Source organism: Allobacillus sp. SKP2-8, assembly GCF_007559355.1.
Classification (GTDB): domain Bacteria; phylum Bacillota; class Bacilli; order Bacillales; family Alkalibacillaceae; genus Allobacillus; species Allobacillus halotolerans.
The window spans coordinates 1-11344 of record NZ_VMHF01000030.1; the positions used below are offsets into that span (position 1 = coordinate 1).

The 11344-nt window shown below is 41.2% G+C and carries 12 protein-coding genes and 1 other annotated feature; of the genes, 10 read left to right on the forward strand and 2 right to left on the reverse strand.

Features of this window, described 5'->3' with window-relative positions; translation table 11 throughout:
- From FPQ10_RS13220 to tatA, 4 genes are all read left to right on the forward strand, one after another.
- On the forward strand, positions 1-231 hold a 231-nt coding region (locus FPQ10_RS13220; protein ID WP_222103068.1), incomplete at its 5' end, for a hypothetical protein.
- A 197-nt stretch (positions 232-428) separates the two neighbouring features.
- Positions 429-1196: a gluconate 2-dehydrogenase subunit 3 family protein gene (locus tag FPQ10_RS12460; protein WP_246065509.1), complete on the forward strand. Its 768-nt coding sequence runs from the start codon at positions 429-431 to the stop codon at positions 1194-1196.
- Positions 1197-2951, forward strand: coding sequence for a GMC family oxidoreductase (locus FPQ10_RS12465; RefSeq protein ID WP_144163823.1), 1755 nt, complete (start codon positions 1197-1199; stop codon positions 2949-2951). It begins immediately after the preceding gene.
- Positions 2952-3002: 51 nt separating this feature from the next.
- The gene (gene tatA / locus FPQ10_RS12470) at positions 3003-3209 is read left to right on the forward strand and encodes a twin-arginine translocase TatA/TatE family subunit (protein ID WP_186278686.1); all 207 of its coding nucleotides are present in this window, start codon (positions 3003-3005) and stop codon (positions 3207-3209) included.
- Positions 3210-3852: 643 nt separating this feature from the next.
- Here the strand turns inward: tatA and FPQ10_RS12475 are convergent.
- Positions 3853-4371: a gamma carbonic anhydrase gene (locus FPQ10_RS12475; RefSeq protein ID WP_144163825.1), complete on the reverse strand. Its 519-nt coding sequence runs from the start codon at positions 4369-4371 to the stop codon at positions 3853-3855.
- Between the two features lie 81 nt (positions 4372-4452).
- Between FPQ10_RS12475 and FPQ10_RS12480 the strand changes: the two genes are divergently transcribed.
- Positions 4453-5235, forward strand: coding sequence for an alpha/beta hydrolase (locus FPQ10_RS12480; protein WP_144163826.1), 783 nt, complete (start codon positions 4453-4455; stop codon positions 5233-5235).
- Positions 5236-5284: 49 nt separating this feature from the next.
- Entirely contained in the window at positions 5285-6346 is a 1062-nt protein-coding gene (locus tag FPQ10_RS12485) for a tetraprenyl-beta-curcumene synthase family protein (RefSeq protein ID WP_144163827.1), read from the forward strand.
- Positions 6347-6349: 3 nt separating this feature from the next.
- Here the strand turns inward: FPQ10_RS12485 and mnmM are convergent, their stop codons facing one another.
- A complete protein-coding gene (gene mnmM, locus FPQ10_RS12490) occupies positions 6350-6913 on the reverse strand; it encodes a tRNA 5-(aminomethyl)-2-thiouridylate-methyltransferase MnmM (protein ID WP_144163828.1) in 564 nt (187 codons plus the stop codon).
- An 85-nt stretch (positions 6914-6998) separates the two neighbouring features.
- Between mnmM and FPQ10_RS12495 the strand changes: the two genes are divergently transcribed.
- The 4 genes from FPQ10_RS12495 to FPQ10_RS12510 all read left to right on the forward strand — a co-directional run bounded on the left by FPQ10_RS12495 (position 6999) and on the right by FPQ10_RS12510 (position 11137).
- On the forward strand, positions 6999-7292 hold the full coding sequence (locus FPQ10_RS12495; protein ID WP_144163829.1) for a hypothetical protein: 294 nt from the start codon (positions 6999-7001) through the stop codon (positions 7290-7292).
- Between the two features lie 21 nt (positions 7293-7313).
- The gene (locus FPQ10_RS12500) at positions 7314-7793 is read left to right on the forward strand and encodes a GNAT family N-acetyltransferase (RefSeq protein WP_144163830.1); all 480 of its coding nucleotides are present in this window, start codon (positions 7314-7316) and stop codon (positions 7791-7793) included.
- A 58-nt stretch (positions 7794-7851) separates the two neighbouring features.
- Positions 7852-8074 (forward strand) — a binding site (T-box leader).
- 60 nt (positions 8075-8134) lie between these two features.
- Complete coding sequence (gene leuS, locus FPQ10_RS12505; protein ID WP_144163831.1) at positions 8135-10549, forward strand: leucine--tRNA ligase; 2415 nt, start codon at positions 8135-8137, stop codon at positions 10547-10549.
- 276 nt (positions 10550-10825) lie between these two features.
- Positions 10826-11137: a rhodanese-like domain-containing protein gene (locus tag FPQ10_RS12510; RefSeq protein WP_144163832.1), complete on the forward strand. Its 312-nt coding sequence runs from the start codon at positions 10826-10828 to the stop codon at positions 11135-11137.
- Positions 11138-11344 lie beyond the last annotated feature (207 nt).

Genomic DNA, 11344 nt, shown 5'->3' on the forward strand with positions numbered 1-11344 from the left:
TCTGTTTTTAAAAATGCAATTCAAAACATTGGAGAAGTCTTTGTATTTTTAAAAAGAGCAATTATGAAATTGATTCTCTTATTTACTTTTTACCATTTTTTCTCGTTTAATGAGCTTGGTTTCTGGGTATGCTACTCTATAAAGGCTCGAAAAGACTTGTTTTTTTGTCAATTTTGTTTTACAATTGATGACATTTGGCTGTTTGAATTAGTTGACGAGCTAGCTAAATAACTATGGTGTTATTACATAGTAGAAAGACACGTGAGGATTAAATTGTTACCGGTTTATAAACGAATTGAAACCTGGGTGATGATTCATAGTTACCTAGGAGCTTTCTTTTTGAGTTAGTGATTTAAACCTTATATAGGTTTAAAAATAAATAAATATTAATTTTAGTCAATTAATCTTTGTGGAGGGGGTTCATTATGGTGGACAAGGATCAAAACAAAGGCCATACAGAAGAGCCAGAGAATGCTTCTAGGAGGGATTTTCTTAAGAAATCAGGTTATGCGGCTGGTGGTGTAGCCGGTGGTTTAGTACTAGGTGGTCTATTCGGTCAGTTCGATACGGCTGAGGAAGGAGCGAATAGCGATCAAGTAGAACAACTGCAAAATGCTCGTACTTTCTTTAAGCGTCGTGAGGATTTTGAAACATTAGCTTATGCTAGTGAGCGAATTTATCCAGAAGATGAAAATGGTCCAGGAGCGATTAAGCTAGGTGTACCATATTTTATTGATAAACAGTTGGCTGGATATTACGGTTACAATGCCAAAACATATATGAAGGGACCTTTCCAACCTCAAAAATCAGGTGAATATGGTCTTCAGACGAAACTTAATCGTGGAGAAGTATTCCTACATGGATTAAGAAAAATGCAAGAGGTAAGTCAAAAGGATTTCGGAAGTAAATTTGCTGAACTTGAAGGCGAACAACAAGATGAGATCCTTCGTAAGTTTGAAGCGAATGAAATCAAATTGAAGGGTGTACAATCAAGTATATTCTTTGAACTCTTGCGTCAGACAACGATTGAAGGTGTGTATTCTGATCCGGTTTATGGTGGAAATAAGGATATGCAAGGTTGGAAAATGATTGAATATCCTGGTCCTCGGATGGGCTGGGCGAATGAAATCGATGCGGAAGAGTTCTTATCTAAAGAACCGATGAGCTTGAAGGAATACCAAGGAGGTAATTTATAGATGGCAACAAAACTTGATAAAGTCGATGTTGTAGTTGTTGGAGTTGGCTGGGCTGGTGGAATCATCAGTGCTGAAATGGCCAAAGCGGGAAAGAATGTCGTTGCATTGGAACGAGGCGACCATAGAGAACGAAGCGATTACATCGGTCAAAAAGACGAACTGAAATACGATAGTCGCTATGAAATTATGCAACCATTATCAAGCGATACAGTTACCTCTAGAAACGAAATCGGCGAGACGGCACTCCCGATCAGAACAAGAGAACAAATGCAGCTCGGATTTGATGTCGGAGGTGCTAGTGTTCACTGGGCTGGAGCTACGTATCGTTACTGGCCTTATGATTTTGAAATGAGAAGTAAAACAATTGAAAGATATGGTGAAGATAAAATTCCTGAAGATATGAATCTGCAGGATTGGGGCATTACTTATGAAGAAATGGAACCGTACTATGATAAGTGGGAGAAAATGGCCGGTATCTCCGGTGAGCAAGATCCGTTGGCACCGAAGCGGAAAAATGAGTGGCCAAACCCTCCATTAAAAGAGACACCGCCATTAAAGTTATTTAAAGATGCAACGAGCAATTTAGGTTTACACCCTTTTCAAATTGCTGCAGGAAATATGTCACAAAATTATACGAATCCGGACGGACAAACATTGAATGCGTGTATGTATTGTTCTTTCTGTACGAGACATGGGTGTGATTTCTCAGCAAAATCAGACCCAATCGCTACCGTTGTCCCGACTGCTTTGGAGCATGATAATTTTGAACTCCGTACGCGCGCTTACGTTAGACGAGTTTTATATGATAGTGGGAACCAACAAGCAACAGGTGTCATGTATGTAGATGAAGAAACAGGTGAGGAATTCGAACAGCCAGCAGATGTAGTCGTATTGTCTGCTTTCGCATTTACCAATAACCGTCTATTGATGTTGTCCGGTATCGGTGAGCAGTATGACCCTGAAACGAGAAAAGGAGTCATCGGTCGTAATTTTAATGGTCAATATAATTCAGCTTTCCATGGTGCAAGAGGATTTTTCAAAAACAAACGGTTTAATTTATATATGGGTGCCGGTGCACTTGGTGCTGCTGTCAATGATTATGCGGCAGATAACTTCGACCATTCCGACTTAGATTTCATCGGTGGAGGCGCAATTGAATTAAGACAGTATGGAGACGCCGCAATCAAAAGTAACTATATTGTCCCAAGCGATACACCACGTTGGGGTAAGAAATTCAAAGAAGATTCATTATTCTATGCTTACAGAGGTTTGCATATCTGGTATACTGCAACTGCAATGTCTTATTGGCATAATTATCTGGACCTGGATCCGAATTATACAGATGAATATGGTGACCCGTTATTACGAGCAACATATAAATTCGGTGAAAACGAAAGAAATATCGGTAAGTTCGGTGTAGAAAAGTGTCGCGAGATCATGGAAGAGATGGGCGCCGACATTGTTGAAGAAGACGCATTACCAGAAGAGTTCGACCATGTGTATGCAGGTGGACACTATACTGGTGGTGTGGTCATGGGAGATGATCCAGAAACTTCTGCGGTAAACAACTATCTACAAATGTGGGATGTAGACAACCTATTCGTAGTTGGTGGATCCGCTTTCCCACAGTTTGGTAGCCACCACCCGACACCAACGATTGGAGCCTTGGCATATCGTGCTGCTGAAGGGATCGAGAAGTATATGGATGAAGGCGGTCAATTAGCGAAAGCTAAAACCAAGAGTCATAAAGCATAAACAGGACCGGTAATAAAAACGAAAAGGCTAATCCTCTGGAGGTGAATACTGTTGTTAAGTTCGATCGGAATTCCGGGCCTAATACTCATCATTATATTAGCGCTTATTATCTTTGGACCTAAAAAGCTACCTGAAATTGGAAAAGCAACCGGTCAAGCATTGAAGGAATTTAAACAATCTACAACTGAACTGATGTCAGATGATTCGAAAAAAACGGATCAGAAAAATGAACATCAGGATCAAGTTAGCGAGAAATAATAGAAGTTTGAGGAAAAAGCGTCGCACAATGCGGCGCTTTTTTGTTTGTAGAAAAACCTCGCCCTTTCCGACGAGGTTTGCTTATTTTGGGAGATTACTTTCAATCAATCTGGAAGTTTTAATAGGATATGCACCCAAGTGAGGGGAAAATGCGCCCTCCATTACGTGATATGAGCCCTCACTTCGGATATATGGTCCCAGATCAAGGAAATATGTGCCGCCCGGCCGGATTTATGAGCCCGACCGAGAGAAATATGCGCCCAGCTACGAGAGATATCTGCCGCTGGATGACGTAGGTGGATATGCACCCAAGTGAGGGGAAAATGCGCCCTCCATTACGTGATATGTGCCCTCGCTTTGGATATATGGTCCCAGATCAAGGAGATATGTGCCACTCGGCCGGATATATGCACCCGACCGAGAGAAATATGCGCCCAGCTACGAGAAATATCTGCCGCTGGATGACGTAGGTGGATATGCACCCAAGTGTAGGAAATATGCGCCCTCCATTACGTGATATGTGCCCTTACTTTGGATATATGGTCCCGGATCAAGAAAATATGTGCCGCTCGAACGGATTTATGCGCCCAACTCAGAAAAATATGCGCCCAGCAACCACGAAAAAACATAGAAGCTCGCCTCATCAACCTTCTTCCTGAATCTTCTTATACACTTGTCCTTTTTCGACATAGCTTTTTCTTACACGGTCCATTTCTTTCAAATCCTCTTCATTAATATCACGGATCACTTTAGCAGGTCGGCCAAATGCCATCGTGTTTGGAGGGATTACTTTGCCGGGTGTGACTAGACTTCCAGCACCAATAAATGCTCCTTCCCCGATTTCAGCACCATCCAAAACGGTCGAACCCATTCCAATTAGTGCATTTTTTCGAACGATTGCTGAATGGAGCATGACTTGGTGTCCCACCGTTACACCGTCTTCGATGATCAATGGATTATTCGGGCTTTGATGTAGCAGTGATTGATCCTGTATATTCACATCATTTCCAATCACAGTTGGTGCGACATCTCCGCGAATTACAGTTTTATACCAGATGCTTGCGTTTTTGCCGATTTTCACGTCACCCGAAATAACGGCATCTTCAGCGACAAAAGCAGTGTCGTCAATTTCCGGGTAAAAATCTTTATATGGGAGTATCATATTATTCCTTCCTTTCTTTTCTATGCTATGATTATTATAACAAAACAACGAGTGTATGCAGTTTAAGGAGGTCAGGTAACAGTGAAAATTCGGGAAGCCAAAAATGCGAAGGCTGTCATCGTCATCGTCCACGGAGCATTCGAGCATTCTGGTCGGTATGATTGGGTAGTCGAGCAATTGATTTCACATGATTATCATGTTGTTTATGGTGATTTACCTGGTCAAGGCGAAAATATTCCAACAAAACGAGGCCATATTCGTTCATTTCAACAATACCTCGACACGGTAAAAACGTGGGTTAACCATGCGAAGTCATATGAATTACCTATATTTTTATTCGGACACAGTATGGGCGGTTTAATTTCCATTCGTTTTGTACAAACGATGAACATCCCCCTTGATGGAGTCATTCTATCCTCTCCTGCAGTCGGGATTACTTCTGGACCGAATAAGGTACTGCGTGCGATCGCCAGTTTAGTGAATCCAATCTATCCAAGCTTACGCGTTAAAACAGGAATCAAATCTTCTGTCGCAACTCGAAATGAGGAATTCGTCGCCAAGGATGAAGATGATCCATTATTCTTGAGGAAGGTTTCCATCCGTTGGTTTTTGGAATTTCAAAAGGCGGCTGAAAAAGCCAATAAAGATGTCAATAACTATAAAAACATCCCGACATTGATGCTCCAAAGTGGGGTCGATCACCTAGTCGATAAGGATGTCAGCATCAATTGGTTTAATAAAATTAAGGTTAATGAGAAGTCCATCCATGTATATGATGAGTTATACCATGAATTATTGAATGAACCCGAACGGGAAGAGGTCATGCAGGAAATCGTTCAATTCATCGAAGGAAAACGACCGTGACACATTTAACAACCTAAGAAACATTGCGCCATTGAATGGAGGAATCAACATGCCGAAAGTGCCGACATCAATTTTTGATGTCATCCGATCTTCTTATTTTGATATTTTTCCAGAGGTCAATCGCCGTTTGGAAGAGTGGAAAGAGAAAGCGCGTGCTATTCCGAATGAAGAATTACGAACACAAGCATTAAACAGTATTGAATCAAAAACGTTTCATTGTGAAGGTGGTTCGATTTACGCAACACTTGCTCATGAAGATTGGAAGCTCGCGATTCGTTTTATTGTTGCTTATCAAACAATCAGTGATTATTTGGATAATCTGTGTGACCGAAGCACCTCGCTCGATCCCCAAGATTTTCGTCAACTTCATGTATCTATGCAAGAAGCGTTGCAACCGGTGAGGACTTCAGGTGAACAGACAAACTTTTACGCAATGCGTGAAGAACAGGATGATGGTGGTTATTTACAAGCATTGGTTGACGCATGCCAAGAGATCATCCAACAGATTCCGAATTATGAAGAGCTTTATCCATCATTAAAACGACTTGCTTCTTTATATATTGATCTCCAAGTACATAAACATGTAAAAGCAGAAGAGCGAGTGCCTCGTTTAGAAAGTTGGTATAAAGAAGAGTATGAAGCAGGTGACTTGTCGTGGTATGAATTTTCTGCTGCGAGTGGGTCGACACTCGGGATATTTTGCATTATCTCTTACGGATTGAACGGAAGAAATGTTGCAAAGGAAGTCTTTTCAAGTTATTTCCCTTACGTACAGGGTTTGCATATTATGCTTGATTATTTCATTGATCAAGAAGAGGACCGTGAAGAAGGGGATTTGAATTTTTGTTTTTACTATGAAGCGGATGAACAGCTATTCTCTCGGATGAATGCATTTATTGAACGGGCAAAAGTAGAGACTGAAGGATTGCCTGACCAAAAATTCCACCGGTTAATTGTCGATGGACTGATTGGACTCTATTTATCGGATCGTAAAGCAAACGAATTGCCGTATGAACGAGGCAAAGTCCAGTCATTGGTCAAGGCAACGGGCTGGCGTGCGAGCTTAGTCTATTGGAACGGGAAAGTGTACAGGAAGTGGAAACGGCGCTAGTCGTCACTTTTTTTGAATGACGACTGCGAAAGGTGCCCGTTCACTTCGGTTAACCATTTCGTATTTGGCGACGTCTGCTATTTTCGATGGAAGATTACGGAGATAATCCATTACTGCCTCTTTTTCTTGCCTACCTTCCGGATGTCCAGGATAAATGACGATGCCAATATGGCCACCTGATTTTAACCGATCGAGCAGTCGTTCAATGGCTTGAATCGTCGTTGTTTCTGTCGTCGTTATTTGTTGGTCGCTTCCAGGAAGGTAGCCGAGATTGAAGATTGCTCCATCAATTTCGTCAATGGCATGTTCATCGAGAATATCGGTTGCTTTTTCGTGGCCTTTTAAAAAGGGATAAATGTTATGACGGTTATTTTCTGAGAATCGTTGGTTAGCTTGGTCAATCGCTTCTTGTTGAATATCGAAAGCGAAAACTTTTCCATTGTCTCCGACGAGGTTACTAAGCACTAAACTGTCGTGTCCGTTTCCAAGCGTTGCGTCAACGACGATATCACCTTCATGGATGGTATCTGTGAATAGTTGATGGATAAATGGGATGATGGATAACATAATGATTTTCTCCAATCTAACGTCTTCGTTTTTTAGTTTCTTCTATTATAACTTCTAAATAGACTTGAGACGAGGAGGAAGATATATGCGATTCGGACTGGAATTATTCCGGATAGCAGTGATCGTGCTTTTGCTTGGTGGTCTTGGTTGGTTTTTATTGAATGAAATATACGCATCCATTGATCAGACGATTGAGCTAAAGTGGCTTGGAGCAATAGCAATTTTATTGTTGGTATTTGTTTTATATCGGAATAAGTTGCAATTTACTGGATGGTACCAAGGAAGTAAAAATGTGAAGCTTCCTAAGTCCGTTACTTATTTGCTAGTCTTTAGTGCGGTTATCTTTATGATAATCCCCATTATTATTGGGTTACTATAGAAAATAAAGGTGGATCAGATCATGGAAATTCGTGAAATCGAAGTAAAAGACAATCAAGCAATGGCGGAAATTATCAAGCGTTCCTTGGAATCATTTAAGTTAGATATTCCCGGTACGGCCTATTTTGATCCGCAATTGGGTGAGCTTGCACAATTTTACGAACAAGAAGAATGTGCCAGCTATTGGGTTGCGGTGAATGAAGCGGGTGAGGTTGTTGGTGGCGTAGGGATTGCAGCGTTCGACCGTGAACAACAAGTTTGCGAGCTTCAAAAGCTCTATGTAAAACCAGAATTTCAAGGTCAAGGTTTAGCTGTGAAATTGATGAATGTCGCCCTTGAGTTTGCTAAAAAGCATTATGACTATTGCTATTTGGAAACATCAACAAAACTAGAAGCGGCAAACCGGTTATATGATTGGTTTGGTTTTGATCAACTCGATCAGCCGTATGGTCAGTCATCCCACTTTACGATGGATGCCTGGTATATGAAGGATTTACGTTAAGGTATTGATAAGTCTTGACAAAAGCGTGGGGCTTACATAAAATCAACAGTAAATAAGAAACGAAACGATGATAAAGGACTAGTAAAGGCAGATAGCAAGCTTACAGAGAGGCAGCGGTTGGTGAAAGTTGCTCTTGCATTGCTTTGAACTCCCCTTTTAGTTGCACAGATGAAATTAATTCGACAGTAGTTTGTGCCGTCCCCTGCGTTAAAGGATCAAGTGAGTACGATTAATACGTGCTAATTTGGGTGGTACCACGGGTGTTAACTCTCGTCCTAATGTTTAAGGGCGAGAGTTTTTTATATTTTCATCAATAAGAGTAGTTTGAAGGAGGAAGGATTGTGTCGTTCAATCATCGAGATATTGAGAAAAAGTGGCAACAGTTCTGGGAAGAGAATAAAACATTTAAAACAGATACGAACTCAGATAAGCCAAAGTTTTATGCATTAGATATGTTCCCTTATCCATCAGGGGCAGGACTTCATGTCGGTCACCCGGAAGGCTACACAGCAACCGATATTCTTTCCCGCATGAAGCGGATGCAAGGGTATGAAGTGTTGCATCCAATGGGATGGGATGCGTTCGGTTTGCCTGCTGAGCAATACGCAATTGATACAGGCAACGATCCAAAAGAATTTACGGAGAAAAATATCCAAACGTTCAAACGTCAAATTAAGTCCCTCGGTTTTTCATATGATTGGGACCGTGAGATCAACACAACAGATCCAAGCTATTACAAATGGACACAGTGGATCTTTAAGAAATTGTATGAAAAAGGCTTAGCTTATATGGATGAAGTGCCGGTTAACTGGTGTCCCGAACTAGGTACGGTGCTTGCCAATGAAGAGGTTATTGACGGGAAAAGTGAACGCGGTGGCCACCCGGTCATCCGTAAGCCGATGCGCCAATGGATTCTGCGGATTACGGAGTATGCCGACCGCCTATTGGAAGACCTAGATGATTTGGATTGGCCTGAAAGCTTGAAAGATATGCAGCGAAACTGGATTGGAAAATCAGATGGCGCTGAATTGACATTTGAAATTGAAGGCACCGATGAAAGCTTTGATGCCTTTACAACACGTCCAGATACCCTTTTTGGTGCAACGTATGCGGTGTTTTCTCCAGAACATCCACTTGTTGAAAAAATCACAACGGATGAACAAAGAGATGCCGTTAAGCAATATCAAGACCAAGTGCAAGCAAAAAGTGAACTTGAACGAACAGACTTAGCGAAAGATAAAACAGGTGTATTCACTGGTGCTTATGCGATCAATCCGGCGAGTGGAGATAAAATGCCGATCTGGATTGCTGATTATGTGCTGATGTCTTACGGAACGGGTGCCATCATGGCTGTTCCTGCACATGATGAGCGGGACTATGAATTTGCAACGAAATTTGAACTGCCGATTGTCGAAGTCGTTGAAGGTGGAAACACAGAGGAGGAAGCATACGTTGGCGATGGTCCACATGTGAACTCTGATTTCTTGAACGGCTTGAACAAAGACGAAGCCATCGAGAAAATGATTGCCTGGTTGGAAGATAAGAAAATCGGAACACGCAAAACAACTTACCGACTTCGTGATTGGCTATTCAGTCGTCAACGTTATTGGGGCGAGCCAATTCCGATTGTACATTGGGAAGATGGGACGATGTCCGCGCTGGATGATGAAGACCTTCCATTAATCTTACCGGAAACTGATGAAGTCAAGCCATCAGGTACAGGTGAATCGCCATTAGCCAATATTACAGAATGGTTAGAAGTTACCGATAAGGAAACCGGTAAAAAAGGACGACTAGAAACAAACACAATGCCTCAATGGGCAGGAAGCTGTTGGTATTATCTTCGTTTTATCGACCCTGATAATGACGATGCATTGGCAGACTTTGAAACGATGAAAAAGTGGCTTCCAGTTGATATTTATATCGGAGGGGCTGAACACGCGGTATTGCATTTACTTTACGCTCGTTTCTGGCATAAGTTCTTATATGATATCGGCGTCGTACCGACAAAAGAACCATTCCAGAAGTTATTTAACCAAGGTATGATTTTAGGTGAAGGTAACGAAAAAATGAGTAAATCAAAAGGGAATGTGGTTAATCCAGACGATATTATTGATACACACGGAGCCGATACGCTTCGACTTTATGAAATGTTTATGGGACCATTGGATGCATCCGTTGCTTGGAGCACGAATGGCTTGGATGGTTCAAGAAGATTCCTTGATCGCGTTTGGCGACTCTTTGTCGATGAAGACGGTAATTTGAAAGAAATTGTGAAAGACCAAGAGAATGAAAACTTCGATAAGATTTACCATGAAACGGTGAAAAAGGTAACCGAGGATTATGAAAACCTTCATTTTAATACAGCAATCTCACAATTGATGGTCTTTGTAAACGAAGGCTATAAAGCGGAGGTCATTCCGAAGCAGTATGTTGAAGGCTTTGTAAAAATGCTTTCACCAATAGCACCGCATCTCGGTGAAGAACTTTGGTCGTTGCTCGGACATGAGGATTCGATTACGTATGCGACTTGGCCGGAGTATGACGAAAGCAAATTGACAGAAGATACGGTAGAAATCGTACTTCAAGTCATGGGTAAAGTGCGGTCAAAAGTTTCCGTTCCAGTAGATGCAACGAAAGAAGAACTCGAAGAAATTGCATTAGCTGATGAAAAAATCAAGGAATGGATTGAAGGAAAAACAGTACGTAAAGTCATCGCTGTTCCAAGGAAGCTCGTCAATATTGTAGCGAATTAACTTCCTTCTATATTACCAGTCAGATCGTCTTGAGATCTGGCTGGTTTTTTGATAGTCAGAAGACTCTTTCTCAAAAAACACGAGAGCGTTTTAGGTAAAAGTAGTTCAAATGGCTATAGATTTATTATGTATAGACTCACGTACAGTTGGAGACGATGAGTATGGAGGATTGCTTATTCAATGCATGACATAAAAATTGGAAGTGGTATTTGATTGACAGCAGATCGGTTTCGGATATAGAATGGGAATACATTTCGTCATAAGGAGGAACTTTCGATGGAAGATAAGAAAATCGATTTAATTAACAAAGAACAATTGAAGCAAGAGATGAACCGACCAGATTTAGAAATCATTGATGTTCGTGAAGATGATGAAGTGGCGGAAGGAATCATTCCTGGAGCGAAACATATTAAACTGGGAGATATCCCAACCCGTATTAGTGAATTGACTAAAGACAAAGAATATGTAATGGTTTGCCGATCCGGCGCAAGAAGTAATAAAGCAGGAGTACATTTAGAAGAGCAAGGTTACAAAGTAAAAAACCTGCAAGGTGGAATGCTTGATTGGGACGGAGACGTATCCAAATAAAAAACTTCTAAAAAGCCGTTGACATGAACTGACTAAATCCGTATAATAGATTCTGTTGTCGAAAAAACAAGGAAAACAAAATTTCTTGTTGACAACTCAAATGAAACTGTGCTATATTAGATAGTACGCAACAAAGAACATTTCGAACCTTGAAAACTAAACAAAATAGCCTGAAGTCAATTCGGTTTCTTTCTTATTGATTGGGAA

Bases quoted from the DNA above. Each gene is read 5' to 3' on its own strand.
- FPQ10_RS12465 (WP_144163823.1), top strand. From the start codon at position 1,197: ATGGCAACAAAACTTGATAAAGTCGATGTTGTAGTTGTTGGAGTTGGC.
- FPQ10_RS12475 (WP_144163825.1), bottom strand. From the start codon at position 4,371: ATGATACTCCCATATAAAGATTTTTACCCGGAAATTGACGACACTGCT.
- FPQ10_RS12485 (WP_144163827.1), top strand. From the start codon at position 5,285: ATGCCGAAAGTGCCGACATCAATTTTTGATGTCATCCGATCTTCTTAT.
- mnmM (WP_144163828.1), bottom strand. From the start codon at position 6,913: ATGTTATCCATCATCCCATTTATCCATCAACTATTCACAGATACCATC.
- FPQ10_RS12495 (WP_144163829.1), top strand. From the start codon at position 6,999: ATGCGATTCGGACTGGAATTATTCCGGATAGCAGTGATCGTGCTTTTG.
- FPQ10_RS12500 (WP_144163830.1), top strand. From the start codon at position 7,314: ATGGAAATTCGTGAAATCGAAGTAAAAGACAATCAAGCAATGGCGGAA.
- FPQ10_RS12510 (WP_144163832.1), top strand. From the start codon at position 10,826: ATGGAAGATAAGAAAATCGATTTAATTAACAAAGAACAATTGAAGCAA.